The sequence below is a fragment of the Streptococcus sp. GMD4S genome (genome assembly GCF_000296955.1).
Genome location: NZ_AJRE01000035.1, coordinates 19,405 through 40,563, shown reverse-complemented (window position 1 = coordinate 40,563; position 21,159 = coordinate 19,405). Strand labels below are relative to the sequence as shown.

Genomic DNA, 21,159 nt, shown 5'->3' with positions numbered 1-21,159 from the left:
AAGGAGGTTTCCCATGTACTTCCCAACATCCTCTGCCTTGATCGAGTTTCTCATCTTGGCTGTACTGGAGCAGGGGGATTCTTATGGTTATGAGATTAGTCAAACCATTAAGCTCATCGCCAATATCAAAGAATCTACGCTCTATCCCATTCTCAAAAAATTGGAAGCCAGTGGCTTTCTGACCACCTACTCTAGAGAGTTTCAGGGGCGTATGCGCAAATACTACTCCTTGACCAATCGGGGCGTAGAGCAGCTCGTTACTCTAAAGGAAGAGTGGACGCTCTATACCGACACCGTCAACGGCATCATAGAAGGGAGTATCCGCCATGACAAGAACTGACTATCTGACTCAGTTAGAAACCTATCTCCATAAACTGCCTGAAGCTGACCGCATCGAAGCTATGGACTACTTTAAGGAACTATTTGACGATGCTGGCCCAGAGGGCGAAGAGGAACTCATTGCCAGTCTGGGAACTCCAAAAGAAGCTGCCCATGATATCCTCTCTGATCTTCTCGATAAAAAGGTCAATGAGGCACCTGCTCAAAAGAATGACCGCCAACTGCTACATATTGCCCTCCTGGCCCTGCTAGTAGCTCCTATCGGAATTCCGGTCGGAATCGGCATCCTCATGGCCATCATCGGTATTTTTATCGCGGCTGTCTCCGTCATTTTAGCCTTTTTTACCGTTTCGGTGACGGGCATCCTACTGGGCGGACTCTTTATCGTAGAGAGCTTTAGCGTCCTAGTCGAAGCCAAATCTGCCTTTATCTTGATTTTTGGGGCTGGTTTGCTTTCTATCGGTGCTTCTTCTCTTGTTCTACTAGGTATCTCCTATGTAGCTCGTTTCTTTGGCCTCCTAATCGTCCGCTTGGTGCAATGGATTCTTAAAAAAGGAAAGAGAGGTGACAGACATGCGTAAATTGACGAAAGGATTTCTCATTTTTGGTGTGGTTTCTACAATCCTCGGTTTTATCATGATCATTGTAGGCGCCCAGTCCAATGGTATTCAAAGTTTACTTGCCATGTCAAAAGATCCCGTCTATGACAATCGTATCGAAGAAGTGACCTTTGGAAATGAAGTGGAAAAGCTTGATTTAGCCCTTGAGGAACATAGCCTAACCATCACAGAGTCTGTAGATGACAAGATCCACATCACCTATCATCCGTCCGTGTCTGGTCGTCACGATTTGACTACTGGTATGAGTGACAAAACACTGAGCGTCACTGACAAACAAGCCTCCCAACATCGTTTTCTCGGTTCAGGAATCGAAAGCCTACTTCGTATCGCCAGCAACTATTCTAATCGTTTTGACGAAGTCGTTCTCTCCCTACCCAAAGGAAGAAAGCTGCAAGCTATCACCGTCTCAGCCAATCGTGGACAAACTAATATTCGTCAAGCCAACCTTGAAAATGCAACCATCAAAACAAAAGGCTATCTCTTAAGACTAACAGAAAGTTCTATCAAGAACAGCACATTAACGGCATCTCATATCATCAATATCTTTGATGCCGAATTGACAGATAGTCAGGTCAAGACGGAGGGAGCACACATCTATGCTGAAAATATCCAAGTTCACGGCAAGGTCGAGCTAGAGGCTTATTCAACTCTACAACTCATTCTCTCCCAGAAAGAGACCGACCGTATCAATCTAGAAATTTCTTCTCAGCATGGTGGTATCTATCGTCAACCCAAAGAAGAACATCGTGGACAAAAAGAGAATGTACTTGCCAACCCTTATAAAACGGAAAAAGCAGATATCAAGGACCTACTCATTGCAAAAGCCAACCAAGATATCTACCTACCAAAAGAAGAGTACTCTTCTCCATCTAGAAACCATTGACAAAAACGCTTTCATCTGCTAATCTAAAAATAGAAAACGATCATAAAAAAGGAGGTTCCACCATGACACAAGAATGGTTTGAAAGCGCCGATCTTGAGAAGAAATCAGCTCAGACGAAATCGGAAATCCAGCCCGACCAACCAGAGACTTCGGATACTGTAGAGACCGAACCACAAGCAAGCCAAGAAACTCCTATCTCACCTAAAGAGTCGGAAAGGCATGAGGAGGAAGCTCCCGAAACGATAGAAGAAGCCCAAACAGAGGAAGAGGGAGAAGGGAAAGCTGAAGAGGGACACAAGCAAGAAAAACCTGTAAAAGAGAAAAGTATCCTCAGCAAGGCTTTAGAAAGCCCCTATATCCCAGATATTGACCCTCGTAAAACAGCCAGATTAAAAGCAGAAATCGCACTATTTTGGACTTGGCTGCTGGACGCTATCCAAGAACCAACTACCAGCAAGAATACGGACCAAAAGCATCGTTATAGTGTCTTTGCCCTACTCACCTTGCTGTCGTCAATCAACCTTTTCTTTAGTATCTATCATATCAAGCACCTCTACTACGGCTATATGGCCTCTATTGCCAATAGTTTACCTAACCAGCTCCCACCTTTAGATCTCTTTGCTGGACTTTCTATCTTGGTCGCTAGCGCTCTATTTTACTTTTCCATCATTTTGGGAGGCTTTACTGTCCGACGTGTACTGGACCAGGAGAGCGACTTCACATTCCAAGAAGCTTGCGATCGTTACAGCCGACTCTTTGCTATCCCGCTTGTCTTAACGGCTCTAGCAAGTTTCTTTGCACTTTTTGGCGGCTTGCGATTCGCTGGCATCCTCACTCTTCTAAGCATGACCATCTTTGCCCTTGGCAATCTCTTTGTGATTAGCAAGCCAAGTAAGGCTAGTAGCCTTGACCCATTTTATCGTTTCTTGCTAGCTGTCTTACTTGATGGCGCTATTCTCTTACCCTTCTTCATTGCAGAGCTCGCGCTGACAGTTGACTACCTTCGCATCCTGACATTCTTTTAACCAAAATCCCTGCCATTTGTTAATGACAGGGATTTTTATGTTTACTCTTTTTTTGAACCGTGTCTACTTGACGGCTGCCAATTCCTCAAAATTTTTTCCCAAAATGGCTTGTACTTCTAATTGATTGGCATCTAGTTGCTGATAAAATGCTTCTGGTAGCGACTCTAGGAATCTTGCATAGTCCAAGCGAGCGATGGATTCATAGTCTTCTGCTTTGGACCCATCACCAGAAATCGTCACTAGGTCAATCTCCCAAACAAGCTCTTTGCCTGCCAGCTGATCGGTATAAGGAGCTGGTACAAAGGGTTCCTTTGGCAAAATCGTCTTGACTCCTTGGGCTAGGTGATAGATACCGTGCACCTTGCCTTGAGCATCTGGGTAAAATTTCACACTGGCAAGGTAGGCATCAGAGCCTTGAACCTTCTTGACCAACTCTTCAAAATGTGCCAATCCATCCTCAGCCAAAAAGCTCTCGAGGTATTCCTTATTGAGATAGATAGGGGCCAAGAGCCCTTGGCAATATACTAGACGAGCCGCTTTGTCAGATAGATAATGCTTGACCGTTTCTCGGAAATAAGCTTCAAAATCAAAGCCTTCTAGCCCTTCTACCACTTGCCCCAACTTGTTTGATAGGGCTTGGAGGAGAGCTTCTACAATCTCCCAGTCCGCTCTGGTAAGGAAGTCTGGAATCACCACTTGATAGCCTTTTCGGCTATCCGCATAGTTCACCTTGAAGAGAAATTGCGACTGACCTACAATCCCACACTCGATATACTCGAGACGATTGAGGGGCTGACGGAGATAGACCGCATCATAACTGTGTGACTCCAAGCCCTCCACCAAGGCCAAGATAGACTTGGCAGTCAAGACCTCCTGTTGTCCTAGAATGCTTTCTTTATTTGGGATAAAAAATGTTTTCGCCATAACTGGCCTCCTTTGAAATCGTTTACATATAGTATAACCTATTTTCCTGAAAGATACAGAAACAAATTTTAGATTTTTAGATAAAAAGCATAGAAAAACAGCCCCTAAGGGCTGTTTGCTTTATACAGTAGCGACTTGATCCAAGCTTTCACCGATAGCTGCTAGACGCTCGATCACTTCTGCTTGTGTCAATTCATTTTCTGAGACGTAGCGGTTGCGTGGGTGAACACGGCACTCGTGTGAGCATCCACGAAGGTACTTGTCTTCATTTTCTTCTGATGTTAGGATACGACGGTTACAGAAGGGATTTCCACAGTTGACATAACGTTCACATGGTGTTCCATCAAACCAGTCTTTCCCTACGATGGTTGGGTTGACATGGTTAACATCAACGGCGATACGCTCGTCAAAGACGTACATTTTCCCATCCCAAAGTTCACCTTGGACTTCTGGGTCTTTACCGTAAGTTGCGATTCCTCCGTGCAATTGGCCGACATCTTTATAGCCTTCACGGACCATCCAGCCTGAGAATTTCTCACAGCGAACTCCACCTGTACAGTAAACCACAACACGCTTGTCCATGAATTTTTCCTTGTTGTCACGGACCCATTGTGGCAACTCACGGAAGTTGCGGATGTCTGGACGGATAGCCCCACGGAAATGTCCTAGGTCGTACTCATAATCGTTACGTGTGTCAAGAACCACTGTATCTTCGTCAAGAAGGGCTTCTTTGAACTCTTTTGGAGACAAGTAAGCACCTGTTGTTTCAAGTGGGTTGATGTCGTTGTCAAAGTCATTGTCTTCCAAACCAAGGTGGACAATTTCTTTCTTGTAGCGAACAAACATCTTCTTGAAGGCTTGTTCACTTTCTTCGTCAATCTTGAACCAGAGGTCTTCCATACCTGGGAGGCTGTGAACGTAGTCCATGTATTTTTGAGTTGTTTCGTAGTCACCTGAAACAGTCCCGTTAATCCCCTCGTCAGCGACGAGGATACGGCCTTTGAGACCGATTGATTTACAGAAAGCCAAGTGATCTGCCGCAAATTGCTCTGCATTTTCAATTGGAGTATAGAGGTAGTAAAGTAAGACACGAATATCTTTTGCCATAAGATTTGTTCTCTTTTCTATTCTTAAATTTTCAGAATTTTTCATTCAACTATTCTAGTATACCCACTTGAGAAAACGAATGCAATTTATTTGACCGAAAATTATATAGAGAGACCTACCACTGCACTTCATCAGTAACCATAGCGAATCGCAGATAATTCTCTCAATTTTTTGATTTGCTTAGCTTGACTTTCTGACAAACCCAGCTTGTTATCAATCAACACACGTGAGATGTCAACGTTCATTTGGCTCAGAATAAATGGAGTAGAGGTTCCATCGTCCTTTAATCGTTTTTGATAAATCACTAACTGATTTTTCAGGGGAGCAAGTTGAGGCGCAACCTTTATATCTTCCAATAGATGATCAATGATGGTCATCGCTTCACAACGTCTTTCACTTCCTCCAGCAAACCATTTTAATGGTGTCATACTCATTTCCCTCCTGAAATTCGCTTATAAATTGAAAAACTATAATTCCTAACTCTCCAGCCAGTATTTTACCCAAACACCCTATGTAAAAAAGTCAGCAAAAATGGCAAGGTCGCTACAATATTATTGATTACATGCACCGCATAGGAAGGATAAATGCTCTTGGTATAACGGGTCAAACCAGCAAAGATGATTCCAGATGTTGTAAAAACGAAAATATCTAACAGACTAGGCAGGCTTGAAAAATGAGGGAGAGCAAATAAAATAGAAGGAAGAAGCAAATCAAGACCAAATCTCGAATCTTTAAAAAAGGCGTGTTGCAGTAATCCTCTATAGATTAACTCTTCCATCAGTGGAGTCAGAAAAAACAGGGCTATATAAATACCTAGCTCTGCAAAGTTAGTCCCACTATAACCAATCAATACAGCCCAACCTTCCGCAGTTGACTGAACATGTTTAGCTGTCTGAACGTTAAAAGAGATCTGGAGCACTACCACTAATACTGTCAAAATCGAATACCAAAGCCATTTTTCTCTTGGAATGCGAAAGAGATAACCATGGCCTGTCTTAACCAGAATCCAAATCATGACTCCGATAAATAGCAAACTCAAGATATTTTGAATCCAGAAGAAATTGCCTATCTGGGAAGAAAATTGCCAATAGTTTTGGACAATAAGCGTCAGCTGAGAAAGACCAAATACGAAAAATAGGTAAGAGAAGACAGCACTCATTTTGAAAAGAAGGCGATATTTTTTCATAATAAATCCCCTATAGATGTATGTGTATCACATCGCATAAACCCTCAGAACCACTCTTTTCATGTTTACATCCTAAAAATCACTACCTCCCCTAGAGAACTAGGGAAGGCAGCGATCACATTTTTAGGAATTAGGAATGAATACACGAAATCAATCGATCTTATGATTTTTTGTTTTTCAAGAATTCGTCGTATTGTTTTTGCATTTCGTTCAATACTTTTTCGTAAGCACCTTCAGATTTCAATTTTTCCATCAATTCTGGAATAGCTTTATCTGGGTCTACAGTACCAGTGTTGATAGCTGTATCGAATTGTTGCATTGTGTTAGAAATTGCTGAGATTTCAGATTTCACATTGTCAGTGTTAAAGATGAATCCAAGTGCTGGAGATTCTTTAGCTTCTGCCAATTGTTTCTTAGAATCTGCAATTTGTTGGTCTGTAACGTTTTCGTTGATGTAAAGGATCCAGTTGTTACCAGTGTTCCAACCTGACATGTGAGTGTTTCCTTTATATCCATCAAGGACGCGGACACGGTTTTCTTTACCTTCAACTTTTTCCCAGTTCTTACCTTCTGGACCGTAAACAAGACCGTTCAAGAGTTCTGGGTTTGTGTTCAAGAGGTTCAACACTTCCATTGATTTTTCTTTGTTCTTAGAGTTGTTTGAAATGACAAAGTTAGCAACTTGTGTTGTTTGGTTTTTCTTGATAAAGTTAGTGATTGGTTTGATTTGGATGTCTTTGTTAGCAACGCGTGAAAGCAAGCTGTTACCGTAGTCAGCTGGTCCTACTGTTTCTTCACGAACGAACCAAGTATCTTGTTGAAGGTCAAATGAAGTGTCGCTGGTTGCTACGTCTTTTGGAATGTATCCAGCTTCATAGAATTTGTGAAGAGTCTTCAAATGTTCTTTGAAACGAGGCACTTCGTAACGGTTTACGATCTTAGTAGTGTCTCCTTCAAGGTCGATAACAAATGGAAGTCCGTTTGGTACTGGGTAGTCAAAGTTATCGGATGGGATAAAGTTCTTCGTAACCGCAAATGGTACTACATCTGGAGCTTTTTCTTTGATTTGTTTCAAGACTGGTTCAAGTGTTTCGTATGAAGTGACACCTGAAATGTCAATACCATATTTTTCAAGAAGAGCACCGTTGAAGGCAAAGTTTTGAGATGATGCAACGTTAGCTGCAACTGGAACAGCATAAATCTTACCGTTTACAGTGTTCCCTTTGATGTAAGCTGGGTCAAGTGCTTTGTAAAGCTCTGCTCCTTCTTTTTTATACAATTCTGTCAAGTCAGCATAAGCACCTTTTTGAGCATTTACGACATAGTTAGATGCAAATGCGATATCATAGTTTTCACCAGATGATGTGATAACTGACATTTTCTTATCATAGTCACCCCATCCGAGGTATTGGATATCCAATTTAGCACCGACTTTTTCTTCGATGATTTTGTTTGCATTTTCTAGCAATTCATCCAAGTTGTCTGGTTTGTCACCGATTTGGTACATTTTGATTACAGGTTTTTCACCTGAAGTAGTATCGGCAGCTTTTTTGTTGTTACCTGTAAGGTTTCCACAAGCAGCAAGACCAGCAGCCAAAGCGACTACGCTAGCAGATGCAAAAGCATATTTTTTCCAGTTTTTCATGATAAAAACTCCTTTTTTTATTTTTAAACTTATAAACGATTTAATGATTTTTAACTTCAATCACTATGATGAAGTTGGGAAGGGAGAAACGGTGTTTCTCAGCAAATGCTATTCTTTCACACCACCGATCGTCAACCCTTTAACAAAGTAGCGTTGGAAGAATGGATACAGAATCGCGATTGGAAGGGTTGCAACAACAACCATGGCCATACGACCTGTTTCTTTCGGTAGAGCGACTCCCAGTTGACCAGATAGGCCGACTGCTTTTGCGATGTAGTCCATATTTTGTTGGATTTGCATGAGCAAATATTGCAATGGATACAAGTTGTCACTCTTGATGTAAAGAAGGGCGTTGAACCAGTCGTTCCAGAAACCAAGAGCTGTCAAAAGCGTGATGGTTGCGATACCTGGAAGTGACAAGGGCAAACAGATCTGGAAGAAGATCCGAGCTTCACTGGCACCATCGATACGAGCGGATTCGAGAATGGCTTCTGGAATGGTCTTCTTGAAGAAGGAACGCATCAAGATGATGTTGAATGGTGAGAGGAGCATTGGAACAATCAAGGCCCAAACGGTATCACCAAGTTGAAGCAGGCGAGTGACCACGATATAGCCTGGTACCAAACCAGCATTGAACAACATACTAAGAAGAGCGAAGATTGTAAAGAATCTGCGGTACTTAAAGGTTGTACGTGAGATGGCGTAGGCATAAGTGGTTGTAATGAAGACGTTGGTCACTGTTCCGACTACGGTTACAAAAACTGAGATAAAGAGCGCTTGGAGGATCTTATCTTTAAACTGAGCTAGGAACTGGAATCCATCTACACCAAATTTCGAAGGGAAAAAGCTATATCCATACTGGAGGATGCTCTTTTCGTCTGTCACCGAAATGATAATAACGAAGATAAAGGGCAAGATACAAGAAAGAGCAATCAAACCAGAGATGATACTAAAGAAGATATCTGCTTTCTTACTGAAGGAGTGAATGCCGACATTATCGATTTTTTCTTTTTTAATTTTCTTTTCTGCCATATTCTCCTCCTTTCTAGAACAAAGCTGAGTTTGGATCGACTCGTCTTGCAAGCAAGTTTGATAGGATAACCAGAATCAAACCGACAACGGATTGGTAAAGACCGGCTGCTGAAGCCATACCGATATCTGCTGTCTGAGTCAAACCATTAAAGACATACACGTCCAAAACGTTGGTTACATTGTAGAGCTGACCAGCATTGTGTGGGATTTGATAGAAGAGACCGAAGTCTGCACGGAAGATATTTCCGACTGCAAGGATGGTCAAGACTGTTACAAGCGGAGTCAACTGAGGAATGGTTACGTTGCGAATACGTTGCCACTTGCTCGCCCCGTCCACTGTTGCTGCTTCGTAGTAGGTTGGGTCAATTCCCATGATCGTCGCATAGTACATGACACTGCTATATCCAAAGCCTTTCCAAATACCTAGGAAAAGGAGAAGGTATGGCCAAATGCCTAAGTCAGCGTAGAAGTTGACTTCCTTCATGCCAATGGATGTTAGGAAATGGTTGAAAACCCCTTTGTCAATGTTTAGGAAGGCATCTGTAAAGAAACTGATGATAACCCATGACAAGAAGTAAGGGAACAACATAGACGTTTGGAAAATCTTAACCATTCTCTTAGAGCGGAGCTCGCTGAGGATGATGGCAATCCCTACTGATACAATCAAACCGATAAAGATAAAGCCGAGATTGTAAAGAACGGTATTACGAGTGATGATAAAGGCATCTTTTGAACTAAACAAGAATCTGAAATTATCTAACCCGACCCATTTACTATTCACAATACTATCTATGAAACCATTACTGGTCATATGGTAGTCTTTAAAGGCGACCACATTCCCAAATACTGGAATGTAAAAGAATAGAATCAACCAGAGTGCCCCTGGTAAAACCATCAAGAGAAAGATCCAGTTATCTCTCAAGGTCTTTGAAAACTTTTTCATAATTTCCTCCCTTTTTATTCCTAAAAACTGATTTCATCGAATTTTTAGGTTTGATAACGATTACATTATTAGTATACTCCTATTTGAAGGCTAGGTTAAACTACTAATTATAGAAAAAACTCCACAAATTATTTTTTGTGGAGAAGTTTTTTATAAGAAATAGGTTTCACGAGAAACACTCTGACTCGGAAAAAATGCCTAAGTCGTATAAATCGTCGATGCGGTCGCAATAGTGTGCCACTGGTTGGCTGTAGTTGCTGCGAAGTCCTTGTCTGCGTAGAAGTCAGTAAATGGTAGGATCACGACTTCTAATTCTTCGATGCGGACAATCTGACCTGCCAGATAAGCCTCGATGCGGCTTTCTGCTCGCTTGATGCGTTGCAAGAGTCCGCCCATACGGATATCAACCGTATCCAAACCAAAGACCTTGTTTTCTTTCAACCATTGGTGGCTAAAGAGGGCATGGAAGTTTTCAATCTCGCTTCTAAGTTTTGGTAATTCTTGCATGGCGATTTGCTGTAAGCTGACTTTGTCACCGGATTTATAAGCTTCACGGATGCGTCGTCCCACATCCACTTTGCTACTTAAAATCTGGTTCAACTGGGCCTGAGTTTCAAATAGGTAGGCATAGTTCCCAGCTTTTTCTTTGATAACAGCAAGCGTTTCAGCGGCCTGAGCGAAGTGCGGTTTGTCCTGTTCAGGTGTCATGTGTCTGTCAAGAATCGGACAGAGAACATCCTGATAAAAGACATAGCGGTTGGGATTGATACCACTGAGATTGCCTGGCAAGTCTGGCAAGAGATTGGCAAGGTCAATCTGCATAAAGTCCTCAACTGACAGACCTGTATTGGTCTTGAAGTGAGCAGACAAACGATCTAGGTCATTGCGGTAGCTGAGTTCTGCCCAGATTTGCAGACTTGGTAGAATAGAAAACTGGGCAGTTTCCCCACCATTGTCCCCCCAACCCGTTACAATGACTTCTTTGATGTCGTTAGCACGACAGGCTTTGTTGGCTTCAAGAGCAATAAGACGGCTGAAATGGTTGTTGGGTGTGAAACCGATCCACTTCCAAGCACCACCTGCAAAGGCAATATCTTGGCTAATCTTGTGATGGTTGCGGAAATTGCGGTTGTATTTTTCCTCGCTATCCTGATAATAGTCCCAGTAAACCAAGGTTACACGGTCTTTGAGACGATCTAGGTAGACACGAGTTTCCTCTGGAATCTCCACGTCACGATCGTACTGGCCATCCGCTGACATGAGTTTAAAGAACATATCACTCCACATCTGGCAGTGGAAACCATACTTGTCTGCAATATCCAGCACGCGCTCCAAGTGTTGGCACATGAGGAGACTACGGTCCACAACACCGTTCAAAATGAGGTAGCGCCCCAAACCAACCAAATGGGCTTCGTCCATCCCGATATTGACCTTGCGTGTCTGCAGTTTAGATAGAGTGGCAAACATCCCATCAACCAGGTCATACACCTTTTCTTCGCCGATAAGGAGAATGTCCTCCACATCACGAAGTTCCTGCACTTCTTTGACACCCCATTTGACGAAGGCTGACAAGTGGGCCAAGGTCTGGATGCAAGGCACAAAGGTCATATCAAACTGCTGGACATAGGCTTCGATTTCCTGCAACTCCTCTGCTGAATAGGCGCCACGGAAGTAACCAAAGTAAGGTTGCCCCTCAATCTGATAGGTGTCTTCCATGTAAAGTTCAAAGGTTGAGTAACCCATGAGAGCCAAGACCTCAATCATCTGCTTGGCAGAAGCCACATTCAGCACCGCATTTCGAGAACAGTCTGCCATGTAGGCCAAATCTTCATAAGCTGCCTGCTCCTCAATCGCTACTTTATCACCTTCTACTAGAGCTGTTGCCAATAAGGACAAGGCGCGGTAAAGTTGGTGAGGTTTGCGATAAGTTAGTTGATAATGTCCACCTTCACCCTTGATAGAGATAGAGGCTTGGTCAGACTGAGCGACTACTACCTCTACATCTGCTAGCGAAATATGCTTTTTAAGCAACTCTAATGCTTGCTCTTGTTTGGGACTAAGTCCTGTAAAAATTACCATTGATTTTCCTCCTGTAGCCAGTTGACAAGGGCACCATAGAGATTGGCATCTGCATGATAGGTGCAAGCTTGGATAACTGGTGCGACCGTGTATTCTTCGTAGGTTTTGACAAATGCATCGACAGCTTTTTTGACGCCTTGGATAAAATCTGGATTCTGGCTAATAGATCCTCCCAGACTAATGACATCTGGGTCGATGAGGTACTGGATATTGAGCAGTCCTTGCGCCAGATTACGGTTCATACGTTCAATGGCTTCTTGGCAAAGGGCATTGCCTGCTGCAGCTTCTTGGTAAATCTTGCGACCATCCCAGTCAGTCTGACCAGATTTTTCAATCACGTAGCGAACCATGTTTCCTGTAGAGGCTAGTAGCGACCAGTTGTTGAGTTTTTCAGCTGGTTCAATGGTTGTCATATAGCCAAACTCACCACCTAAGCCGTGGCGACCACGGTGAAGTTTGCCATTGATTATCATAGCTCCGCCAATTCCTGTCCCAATCACGACACAGGCTGCATTTTCAATCTCTGGGTGAGCCAGCAGTTCACTAAGTCCAACACAGTTGGCATCATTTTCTAGATGGACAGGTAGCTGATGATGAGCAAGCGTCTCATACCAAGAAAAGCCATGAATGTAAGGTACGGCACTGATTCCCTCAATCACACCTGTTTCTTGATTGACCGCGCCTGGAACGCTCATGGCAATGCCCTTATAATCTTGTTCTGCCAAGCGTTGGTCTAGCCAATCTAGTAAATCCTCCAAACTTTCTGGCGTCGGAGTACTTGTCTTATCTAGTATCTTTCCATCAGGAGTCAGACTGGCAAACTTAATCCCAGTCCCTCCGATATCAATGGTTGCAATGGTCATTGTTCTTCCCATAAAAAGGGGCGAATCAGTAGTTAGTCCTTACTCTTTCGCCCCTCCTTTCTATCTCATAGTATTAGTTATCAAACACTTTAAAACTATTAAATGTCTTCTTTTTTGATCAATTCTGTGCGAATTTCTTGTGGTGCTAAGAGTCCTGAATGAACGGGATATGGCCGCTCAAGCAAGTCCAAAATGGTTTGTTGGTGTTCTGATATACGCACATTTTCTTGACTCATATTGTAGTAACGAAGTACATATCCTTCTTCATTTTCAGCTACCTTAAAGGCTGTCGGGCAGACTTGTGGCAAGCTGAGCGCCGCATGGCACAAGAGGCTGCCAGTCGCAGCAACACTTCCTTCTTGTTTAGCAACTTGAAGACTAGTGAATGGTGTTTGGAAGGCTTTAGCACGACGGAAGGCTGAGAAGCGTTCCCCTGCTTGGTGGCATTCGAGAGCAAACTCGACTTCAAACTCACGCAAGCACTGAGCCTCTGGTGTCGGGAAGTAACCCCAGTCACCTAACTCACCTGAGGCACGAAGAATGGTCACAGCAATGGTATCGTCTCCAAGGATTTCATACTCGTGCAGTCCTTTATTAGCCACTGTCACCCCTTTTTCATCGTCATAAAGGCTGACGAAGGCTTGCTGGTGTTGTGGATTTTCAGGATTTTCCCAAGAAGCAGCTGGTTTGTTTGGTCGTGTTACTACCTCATAGATGCTTTCAGAGTCATTGCTTGGACGCGTGTTATGAGTCTTAACCAAGAGACGGATACGGTGGTCCTTGGCAGTATTGGTAAAGCGAGTCTTGAAGCGGATTTGTGGATTGTCAACAAAGACGGTCATCTCTGTTTCCAGAGGAAGGGTTGTCAATTCTTCTGAGCGCCCTGCTTCACGCGTCATAAACTCGATGATGCCTCTTTGTTCCGCATCCAGTTTTTCGTCTGCACTTACTGGAATTGTCAATTCATGCTTGAGCAAGATTTTAGCAAAACGTGCTGTATTTTCCAGGACTTCATAGCCTTTCAGCTCTGCGTAGATAGGCTCTGTTCCTTTTGGTTGGAAATAGATGTACTCATTTCCGATGTCACCACGGTCTTCAAAGCGAATAATATCTTCATACGCTTCATGAGTTGTCTTGTCGTAGACCGTGATGTTTTCATCCACACTGACCGTTACAAATGGCATATCAATTACTCCATTTTGGTAAATACCATCACGGTGTTCTTGTTTTCCTTCGAGCAATTGGAAGGTTGTCCAAGAAAGTGGTGCCAGATGAACAGGTACTGTCACGCGCACTTGACGAGCAATGCGAGCCTGACGGAACTTGTCTTTTGGCAAATCATACTCAAAGTTAGCTCCCAGATCTTCGATTTTCGCTTCTACAGCATGCCCTTCCAAGTCTTCGACACGGTAGCTTGGCAAGGTCAAGGCTGCCATCTTCTTATAGCCTTCTGTTGGGTGCAATTCCTTGAAATCACAAGTCGCCACATCAATCACGGTGCTGACCGTATCAACCTTGTCATGCAAACCTGTGTTAATGACAGTAAAGAGATGGTCGCTTTGCGCTTCGTGAGTTGCAATTTTGCCCTTCCACTCGTTGAGAAGATTGGTCTTAACAAAGTTTCCAACTTGGTTGACCTTGGCAAAACGCGTTTCCATCTCACGGTGAACTTCGTCCACACTACAGCCACAGATGCTATCATGTGGCGCATTTTGTAGAAGGACTTTCCAAGCATAGGTCAACTGCTCCTTATGGTTGTGCCCACCAGTGATGACAGTCAATGGCTCCACTACTTGTTCTAGCAAGTTGCTATTTTCTTGGAAGGCTTGTTTGAGGTAAATCCGTGATGAAGAAGTGTTGGCAAGTGTGTACCAGCCATCTGTTTCCTGACTTGTCAACTCACCTGTAACCGTTGATAACTGCTCTGGTAGAGCACTTTCTACTGCATGGACATAGTCATCAAAGGAACTATGCACAAAGGTCACATCTGGGAAGAGTTCATTTGCCACACGAATGGCTTCACTCAGATTTCGCTGTACAGGCTGGTGGTCACATCCGTTCATCATCAACCATTGGTTGGTCGAAGCATAGTCACGTACGTCTGACAATTTTTGTTTCCAGAAGGCCAGGGCCTCATCCTTATCAACTGGGATTTCATTCCCATTACTATACCAGTTGGCAAAGAGGATACCGAGGACACGACTTCCGTCTGCACCCTGCCAGTACATTTCTGAAAACTGGGATGTGAACTGCTCATCTTCGAGAACTTGGTTGTCAAATCCAATCGGCTTCACACCACGACCAAAGGCTGCCACGTGAATGCCTGATTTTTGAAGGATTTGGGGAGCTTGTCCCATATTTCCAAAGGTATCTGGGAAGTAACCAATCTGGGTTGATTTGCCCCATTTTGCACATTCTGCTTGACCAATCAAGGTATTGCGGACATTGGCTTCACTTGAAATCAAGTAGTCATCCTGCAAGATGTAAAAAGGACCAATTTTGAGTTTGCCTTGGTCGATGTAACGTTGGACTTTGTCGCGATTTTCAGGGCGAATTTCCAAGTAGTCATCAAGGACAATAGTTTGTCCATCCAAGTGGAAACTCTTGAACTCAGGGTCATTTTCAAAAAGGTCAAAAAGATTATCAAATAATTCCACCAACTGCATACGGTGGCTTTCAAAAGGTAAGTACCACTCACGGTCCCAGTGACTATGTGAGATAATATGTACAACAACATTTTCCATGAAGTAAAACCTCATTCTAACTTAAATTTTAACGTTTTAAATGTAAAGGTGTGATTCTGACACGAATCGGTGAAACTAAAGCGCGCTCCTTATACTCAATAAAAATCAAAGAGCAAACTAGGAAGCTAGCCACAGTCTGCTCAAAGCACTGCTTTGAGGTTGTGGATAAACTGACGAAGTCAGCTCAAAACACTGTTTTGAGGTTGCAGATAGAACTGACGAAGTCAGTAACATCTATACGGCAAGGCGAAGCTGATGTGGTTTGAAGAGATTTTCGAAGAGTATTAGCGAATATCTAGATAATCCAAAACCAATTCACAAAACATCATGTTGGCCCAAGAGAACCATTCACGTGAGTAAAGCGTTGGGTCATCCACGTGGAAGCTTTCATGCATGACACCTGTACCACCGTCGCAGGCAACGAGCTGATCCAGCAAGAATTTCTTCTCTGCCTTATCTCTTGTTGTCAAACCTTGGATAGAAAGGGCAATCGGCCAGATATAGCGATAGAAGGTATGAGAACTTCCGAGACCGCTAGCGTATTCTCCTTGGTAAAAATATGGATTTTCAGGGCTCAGAATGGTACGGCGTGTGGCTTGGTAAACCTCATCGTCAATCGCACAGTAACCAAGATATGGAGCAGCCAGTAGACTTGGTACGTTTGGATCATCCATGATGCTAGCATTTCCTAGACCATCCACTTCAAAGGCGTAAATCCTTTCTCCCTTGCTGTTGGTTGTATAGGCATAGTTTTCGATGCCTTCTTGAATCTCTGCTTGGAGACGCTTAGCGTCTGCCACGATGTTTTGGCTATCAGCTAGGTCTAGTTCTGCAAAGATTTCTTGCACATACCCCAATACGACTACGGCAAACATATTGGACGGAATCAAATAGCTATACTGACAGCAGTCATCACTCGGACGAAAAGCTGACCAGGTCATACCTGTCACTACAAAATCAGGTCCAAAGCCATCATTTACTAAGGTGTCTTCCTTGCGGTCCGTATCCCTAACAAAACGATAAGGAGAGTTCTTGTGGTCTTGTTCCACTGTCCAGAGATGAAGAATTTCCTTGGTCGCTGTGACAAAAGTCTCATCAAACTGACTGGTCTCGCCAGTCTCTTTCCAAAGGAGATAAGCCAGCTGCAAAGGATAGCAAAGCGAATCCACCTCGTACTTGCGTTCCCAAATCCAGCCATTAAGCTCTGTGTGATCAGTCTCATGGTGCCCCTTCCAGTTTTCCTCAATATTGAAGGAATTGGCATAAGGATCCTTGAGCACCAAAGTCATCTGACGCTTGACCAAACCTGCAATGGTCTGACGCAAGAGAGGATCTCTTTTAGCCACGTGCAGGTAGGGTCTGAGTTGGGCTGTCGAATCCCGAAGCCACATAGCAGGAATATCCCCTGTCAAGACAAAAGTTGAGCCATCTTCTAGAATCTCGACCGTATTGTCCAAGGTGTCTGTATAGCAACGCTCAAAGACATCCACCCACTCGGGATGGTCCTTAGCCCGCTCCGCTACTTGGTCTAGCCATTCTCTAACAATTTCTTTCGAATAAACCATAGTATTTTTTCCTCTTTCAAACAAGTTTCATGTTCAGTATAAAAAAAAACGCCTCCAAAAGATATACACAAACTAAAGGCGTTTTGAAACAAACTTATGAAAAAAAAGTTGGGGCTCTCCCCAACTTTTCTATTCACTTTTCTTTTCTTCGTAAACCTTATAACCTTCAGTAGCCAGTTCAGCTTTTAGACCTTCTAAATCTTTTGATCCCCAACTTGATACTTTAGAAGCAGCATCAAGATCAAGATTATTGTCCTTCAAAAGGTAAGCTTGATAACCATAGTATTTGTAACGAACTTCTTTTGAATTGCCACTTGACCAAGTTACTTTATAAACTGTTATCAACGAAACTTTCCCATTTGATTTTTTATTCTCTTCTGGGATGACTTTCAAATAACTGCCTTGTGACTCTAAAGTGTAGGTGCTAAAGGAACTATTTTGATTTTCAGACTTGCTGTAGTCATCATTCTTTTTCAGAAGATCCGCAAAGTTCTTCACATCTTTTAAGTCTTTCAACCCTTCAACAGTCACCTCGACCTTATTGTTGTCAACAACTTTTCCTTTTGATTTTAACTCATTGATATAGGTCGCACTAACAGTAAGAGTAACTGTATCTCCGTTCTTCAAGTTTGTCGGACGTTTGTTATCTTCAAAGTTGAAATAGGCGTCTTTATTAGGATTTTCTGTAATAGACGCTATGCCATACCCATTAAATCCAGTAAATGTCACAGGAGTTTCTTTGAGCAAATCAGCCGTTGATACCTTCTCATATTCTTTCAAGTTTTCAACTTTGAAAGTTTTCTTTTCAGCTTTAAATGGTGAGTTCTTTGAGCTTGTAGTTACGGTGAATGTAACTTCGTCCCCATTTTTGAGACCATTTGTTTTGTCAAATTCATAATGGACACTACTAATCATCGCTTCTGCTTGCATCAATTTAGACGCCAACTTGCCATCTCTTGACACTTCTGCGTAAATAATAGGGTCTTTTTTAGCCAAACCCGCTGCCTGATCCTTATTAAAGCCTACTTTTTGGTATGCTATTTCTGCTACTTTCTCAGCAATATCTTGACTATTATAAGTTACCGTTCCAGATTCTTCATAACCTGAAAACTCAACTTTGACGTCGCCAATTAAGCTTTTTGGTTGTGACTGGATAACATTGTATCCCACAAATGCCACAATAATAACGGCTACTGCCACAAGAGCTGCAATGATTTCTTTGCGTTTCGTTGCAAACAATCCTTTGGTTTTTTCAACGACTTGTTGAGCCGAAGCCTCAGCTGAAGCTTTTGCATCTTCTTTCTGTTCTGGCTTAGAATCTTTCTCTTCCACCACTTCTTCAGATTGGTCATCTTTTGCTTGCTCAGAAGCCGTTTCTTCCACAGTTTCTGGTTCTTGAGTAGCAACTGACTCCACATCCTCTACAGGCGTGTTTTCAACCTTCTCTACAGATTCTTCGTTATTCACATTATTTACCGAATCACTCATAAAAAAATCCCCTTTTCTTTTTTATTGTCTCCATTCTAACAAAAGAATGAATATTTGTAAATTATTAACCGAAATTTATAGGGGCATTTACTTTTTAAAATTCGGTTATTGGCAATTTCATGTTATACTAAACAAAAACCTCTACAGGAAGCTTTTTTATGAAACCACTACTTGAAACCATCGATACCCGCTTTGGGACTGCTAGCAAGCATGCCTTTTCTCGAGGAAATACCCTGCCCTACACGGGCGTTCCTTTTGGGATGAATTATTTTGTTCCCCAGACCAGTGACCAGGAGGGAGCTTGGTTCTTCGATCCGCATCTGCCCGTCTTTCAAGGGATTCGATTAACCCACCAACCCAGTCCTTGGATTGGCGACTACTCTTGGCTCCTTCTGACACCTGTTACAGGCCAGCTAGGTGGAGACAGCCTCTTCCATCGTCAGTCTTCCTATGACCTAGATAAGGCCTCCTTCCAACCTCACTATCTGAAGATTTTCTCCCTGCGCTATCAGATTGAAACCCAGCTCACACCGACTTGCTATGGCGCTTCTATTCGTTTGGAGCAAAAGCAAGGCAAAGACCTCTCCCTCTATCTTCACGCAGCAGATGAACTGACCGTAGAGCAATTAGATAAGCGGACTCTTGCCCTAAGACAAGAAGGTAAAACTGAGACTACCAAAAATCCTCTGATACTGTTTACTGCTTTACAAATGAATACGGATATTCTTGCTATCACACAAGAAGAGAGAGACTGGCGAATTGACTTAGCAAGCAGTCAAGCCGAGATTCAACTAGCAACTTCTTTCATATCGCCTTCTCAAGCTCTGCTTAATCTACCTCAAAAGGACTTTGACAGCTGTAAAGTAAATGCGAAAGCGGACTGGGAAAATCTCCTCCATCGTTTTGATATCATGGAGACAGGAGAAGCTGACCGAACCTTCTTTGACCACTGCCTCTACAGACTCTTCCTCTTCCCACAGACTTTTTATGAGGTGAACGAATCAGGGCAAGCCATCCACATGGATCTGGCTACTGGTACTGTCAAGCCCGGCGTCCTCTTTAGCAACAATGGTTTCTGGGATACCTTCCGCACCACCTTCCCCCTCTTTGCCCTTGTCATACCAGAACACTATCACCGCTTTTTAGAAGGTTTCCTCAATAGCTACCGCAATACTGGTTTCCTGCCAAAATGGCTGGCCCCAGACGAGCATGGCATGATGCCTGGTACTCTTTTAGACGGCATTATCGCAGATAGCGCCTGCAAGGACATGGCTATCGATTTGGAAGAAAAACTCCTCCAAGCCATGCTTGAAACAGCCAGCAAGTCCGACCCTCTCGGCATCAATGGCCGTCACGGTTTGGCACAATACCAAGAATTAGGTTATCTCTCTACCGACCACCACGAAAGCGTCAGCCACACCCTTGACTATGCCTATAGCGACTTTTGTATCGCCAGCTGTGCCGAAAAGCTTGGTCAGAATGACATCGCGGAAACTTATAGAACTTCGTCACAAAATTACCACCATCTATTTGACACTGCGACGGGCTACATGCGTGCGCGAGATAGCCAAGGCAACTTCCGCCCCGACTTCTCTCCTTATAGTTGGGGACGCGACTACGCCGAATGCTCTGCCATTCAAGCGACCTTAGGCGTCCTCCACGACATCCCAGGCTTAATCCAGCTTATGGGTGGAAAGGAAACCTTTAGCCACTATCTTTTGAAAGCCTGTCAAGATGCTCCCCTCTTTGAGACGACTGGCTATGGTTATGAGATTCACGAGATGAGCGAGATGGCTACAGCTCCTTTTGGGCAAATGGCTATTTCCAACCAACCTAGTTTCCACATCCCTTATCTCTTCCGCTACAGTGACTACCCTGACTACACTGCCCTACTCATCAAGTCGATAAGTCAGAAAGCCTTTCACCCAAGCTGGCAAGCCTATCCTGGCGATGAGGATAATGGCAGTCTCTCTGCTTGGTACATCTGGTCAGCTCTTGGATTCTACCCGACCTGTCCAGGCAAACCCAGCTACGACCTCGGAATCCCTATCTTTGACCATCTCCGTATCTACCTGGCTAAGGAAGATAAATGGTTGGATATCCATGCTGAACAAAACCACAGCCACTTCAACTTTGTCAAAGAATGTCGATTGGACAAGACCATAGTATCTAGCATTCAACACCAAGACCTCTTGAAAGCTGAGCAACTGACCTTCACCCTCAGCTGGCTACCAAACCACTCCTAACCCAAAGAACCTTTGCATCGCGCAAAGGTTCTTCTTTTATGAAACTTGGACTTGAAGTTGATTCACAAGCTGACTCTCTACAGTTATCCACAACTTGTGGATAAGAAAACATGCCTAAAAATCAGCTTCTCCAGAAGTTAGCTCTTAGACTTTGAACCTGTCACCCTCAGGCAGACCTGCTCAAATCCCTACTAGACTAAGATTTCTACTAGAAAGCTAGCCCGTTACTAGTTTCCGGGGCAATTCTCAAGACCCCTCTAGGATATTAGCTAAATGTCCTGTTCCCCCTAGACTTATCCACAGACTGTGCATAAACTATTGTTCCAGACTGCTCTCTTTGACTATAACAAAAATCGATAGCAACGTCAATATGACTAAGATCCCTTCCTAAATCCCCTGAAAAGATTCTATAATTTGTACAATCGTAGCTTTTGCATTCGCCAGCTAGTGAGAATCAGCCAGTAGAAAAT

At 43.3% G+C, this 21,159-nt stretch carries 17 protein-coding genes; 5 read left to right on the top strand and 12 right to left on the bottom strand.

Features of this window, described 5'->3' with window-relative positions:
- Nucleotides 1-13: 13 nt before the first annotated feature.
- The 4 genes from GMD4S_RS03285 to GMD4S_RS03270 all read left to right on the top strand — a co-directional run bounded on the left by GMD4S_RS03285 (nt 14) and on the right by GMD4S_RS03270 (nt 2,867).
- The gene (locus tag GMD4S_RS03285; RefSeq protein WP_000273860.1) at nt 14-340 is read left to right on the top strand and encodes a PadR family transcriptional regulator; all 327 of its coding nucleotides are present in this window, start codon (nt 14-16) and stop codon (nt 338-340) included.
- Nucleotides 327-920 (top strand): DUF1700 domain-containing protein, encoded by a 594-nt coding sequence (locus tag GMD4S_RS03280; protein WP_000198644.1) that lies wholly within the window; start codon nt 327-329, stop codon nt 918-920. Before GMD4S_RS03285 ends, GMD4S_RS03280 begins: the two co-directional genes overlap by 14 nt.
- On the top strand, nt 913-1,842 hold the full coding sequence (locus GMD4S_RS03275; protein WP_001229034.1) for a DUF4097 family beta strand repeat-containing protein: 930 nt from the start codon (nt 913-915) through the stop codon (nt 1,840-1,842). The genes GMD4S_RS03280 and GMD4S_RS03275 overlap by 8 nt, the downstream gene beginning before the upstream one ends.
- A 62-nt stretch (nt 1,843-1,904) precedes the next feature.
- Nucleotides 1,905-2,867, top strand: coding sequence for a DUF6574 domain-containing protein (locus GMD4S_RS03270; protein ID WP_000191318.1), 963 nt, complete (start codon nt 1,905-1,907; stop codon nt 2,865-2,867).
- Nucleotides 2,868-2,930: 63 nt separating this feature from the next.
- Here GMD4S_RS03270 and GMD4S_RS03265 read toward each other — a convergent pair whose 3' ends face one another.
- The 12 genes from GMD4S_RS03265 to GMD4S_RS03210 all read right to left on the bottom strand — a co-directional run bounded on the left by GMD4S_RS03265 (nt 2,931) and on the right by GMD4S_RS03210 (nt 18,443).
- Complete coding sequence (locus GMD4S_RS03265; protein ID WP_001140326.1) at nt 2,931-3,791, bottom strand: DUF4299 family protein; 861 nt, start codon at nt 3,789-3,791, stop codon at nt 2,931-2,933.
- Nucleotides 3,792-3,911: 120 nt separating this feature from the next.
- Nucleotides 3,912-4,898 carry an oxygen-dependent tRNA uridine(34) hydroxylase TrhO gene (gene trhO, locus GMD4S_RS03260; RefSeq protein ID WP_001030023.1) on the bottom strand — a complete coding sequence of 329 codons (987 nt, stop codon included), beginning with the start codon at nt 4,896-4,898 and terminating at the stop codon, nt 3,912-3,914.
- A 131-nt stretch (nt 4,899-5,029) separates the two neighbouring features.
- Nucleotides 5,030-5,326 carry a bacteriocin immunity protein gene (locus GMD4S_RS03255; RefSeq protein WP_000188106.1) on the bottom strand — a complete coding sequence of 99 codons (297 nt, stop codon included), beginning with the start codon at nt 5,324-5,326 and terminating at the stop codon, nt 5,030-5,032.
- Nucleotides 5,327-5,394: 68 nt separating this feature from the next.
- Nucleotides 5,395-6,084 (bottom strand): CPBP family intramembrane glutamic endopeptidase, encoded by a 690-nt coding sequence (locus tag GMD4S_RS03250; protein WP_000760776.1) that lies wholly within the window; start codon nt 6,082-6,084, stop codon nt 5,395-5,397.
- 160 nt (nt 6,085-6,244) lie between these two features.
- Complete coding sequence (locus tag GMD4S_RS03245; RefSeq protein WP_000800396.1) at nt 6,245-7,729, bottom strand: ABC transporter substrate-binding protein; 1,485 nt, start codon at nt 7,727-7,729, stop codon at nt 6,245-6,247.
- A 108-nt stretch (nt 7,730-7,837) separates the two neighbouring features.
- A complete protein-coding gene (locus tag GMD4S_RS03240) occupies nt 7,838-8,761 on the bottom strand; it encodes a carbohydrate ABC transporter permease (RefSeq protein ID WP_000818344.1) in 924 nt (307 codons plus the stop codon).
- A gap of 13 nt (nt 8,762-8,774) precedes the next feature.
- Entirely contained in the window at nt 8,775-9,704 is a 930-nt protein-coding gene (locus GMD4S_RS03235) for an ABC transporter permease (protein ID WP_000714584.1), read from the bottom strand.
- A 198-nt stretch (nt 9,705-9,902) separates the two neighbouring features.
- On the bottom strand, nt 9,903-11,783 hold the full coding sequence (locus tag GMD4S_RS03230) for a beta-N-acetylhexosaminidase (protein ID WP_000234381.1): 1,881 nt from the start codon (nt 11,781-11,783) through the stop codon (nt 9,903-9,905).
- A complete protein-coding gene (locus tag GMD4S_RS03225) occupies nt 11,777-12,646 on the bottom strand; it encodes an ROK family protein (RefSeq protein WP_000150731.1) in 870 nt (289 codons plus the stop codon). The genes GMD4S_RS03230 and GMD4S_RS03225 overlap by 7 nt, the downstream gene beginning before the upstream one ends.
- A gap of 98 nt (nt 12,647-12,744) precedes the next feature.
- Nucleotides 12,745-15,390: an alpha-mannosidase gene (locus GMD4S_RS03220; protein ID WP_000432740.1), complete on the bottom strand. Its 2,646-nt coding sequence runs from the start codon at nt 15,388-15,390 to the stop codon at nt 12,745-12,747.
- A gap of 284 nt (nt 15,391-15,674) precedes the next feature.
- The gene (locus GMD4S_RS03215; RefSeq protein WP_000263081.1) at nt 15,675-16,955 is read right to left on the bottom strand and encodes a glycoside hydrolase family 125 protein; all 1,281 of its coding nucleotides are present in this window, start codon (nt 16,953-16,955) and stop codon (nt 15,675-15,677) included.
- Nucleotides 16,956-17,084: 129 nt separating this feature from the next.
- Nucleotides 17,085-18,443, bottom strand: coding sequence for a hypothetical protein (locus GMD4S_RS03210; RefSeq protein ID WP_001285366.1), 1,359 nt, complete (start codon nt 18,441-18,443; stop codon nt 17,085-17,087).
- A 158-nt stretch (nt 18,444-18,601) separates the two neighbouring features.
- Here GMD4S_RS03210 and GMD4S_RS03205 point away from each other — a divergent pair, with 158 nt between their 5' ends.
- On the top strand, nt 18,602-20,689 hold the full coding sequence (locus tag GMD4S_RS03205) for a GH92 family glycosyl hydrolase (protein ID WP_000803426.1): 2,088 nt from the start codon (nt 18,602-18,604) through the stop codon (nt 20,687-20,689).
- Nucleotides 20,690-21,159 lie beyond the last annotated feature (470 nt).

Excerpts from the sequence above, each read along its gene's own strand:
- GMD4S_RS03285 (WP_000273860.1), top strand. The coding sequence starts at position 14 with ATGTACTTCCCAACATCCTCTGCCTTGATCGAGTTTCTCATCTTGGCT.
- GMD4S_RS03280 (WP_000198644.1), top strand. The coding sequence starts at position 327 with ATGACAAGAACTGACTATCTGACTCAGTTAGAAACCTATCTCCATAAA.
- GMD4S_RS03275 (WP_001229034.1), top strand. The coding sequence starts at position 913 with ATGCGTAAATTGACGAAAGGATTTCTCATTTTTGGTGTGGTTTCTACA.
- GMD4S_RS03270 (WP_000191318.1), top strand. The coding sequence starts at position 1,905 with ATGACACAAGAATGGTTTGAAAGCGCCGATCTTGAGAAGAAATCAGCT.
- GMD4S_RS03265 (WP_001140326.1), bottom strand. The coding sequence starts at position 3,791 with ATGGCGAAAACATTTTTTATCCCAAATAAAGAAAGCATTCTAGGACAA.
- trhO (WP_001030023.1), bottom strand. The coding sequence starts at position 4,898 with ATGGCAAAAGATATTCGTGTCTTACTTTACTACCTCTATACTCCAATT.
- GMD4S_RS03255 (WP_000188106.1), bottom strand. The coding sequence starts at position 5,326 with ATGACACCATTAAAATGGTTTGCTGGAGGAAGTGAAAGACGTTGTGAA.
- GMD4S_RS03250 (WP_000760776.1), bottom strand. The coding sequence starts at position 6,084 with ATGAAAAAATATCGCCTTCTTTTCAAAATGAGTGCTGTCTTCTCTTAC.
- GMD4S_RS03245 (WP_000800396.1), bottom strand. The coding sequence starts at position 7,729 with ATGAAAAACTGGAAAAAATATGCTTTTGCATCTGCTAGCGTAGTCGCT.
- GMD4S_RS03240 (WP_000818344.1), bottom strand. The coding sequence starts at position 8,761 with ATGGCAGAAAAGAAAATTAAAAAAGAAAAAATCGATAATGTCGGCATT.
- GMD4S_RS03235 (WP_000714584.1), bottom strand. The coding sequence starts at position 9,704 with ATGAAAAAGTTTTCAAAGACCTTGAGAGATAACTGGATCTTTCTCTTG.
- GMD4S_RS03230 (WP_000234381.1), bottom strand. The coding sequence starts at position 11,783 with ATGGTAATTTTTACAGGACTTAGTCCCAAACAAGAGCAAGCATTAGAG.
- GMD4S_RS03225 (WP_000150731.1), bottom strand. The coding sequence starts at position 12,646 with ATGACCATTGCAACCATTGATATCGGAGGGACTGGGATTAAGTTTGCC.
- GMD4S_RS03220 (WP_000432740.1), bottom strand. The coding sequence starts at position 15,390 with ATGGAAAATGTTGTTGTACATATTATCTCACATAGTCACTGGGACCGT.
- GMD4S_RS03215 (WP_000263081.1), bottom strand. The coding sequence starts at position 16,955 with ATGGTTTATTCGAAAGAAATTGTTAGAGAATGGCTAGACCAAGTAGCG.
- GMD4S_RS03210 (WP_001285366.1), bottom strand. The coding sequence starts at position 18,443 with ATGAGTGATTCGGTAAATAATGTGAATAACGAAGAATCTGTAGAGAAG.
- GMD4S_RS03205 (WP_000803426.1), top strand. The coding sequence starts at position 18,602 with ATGAAACCACTACTTGAAACCATCGATACCCGCTTTGGGACTGCTAGC.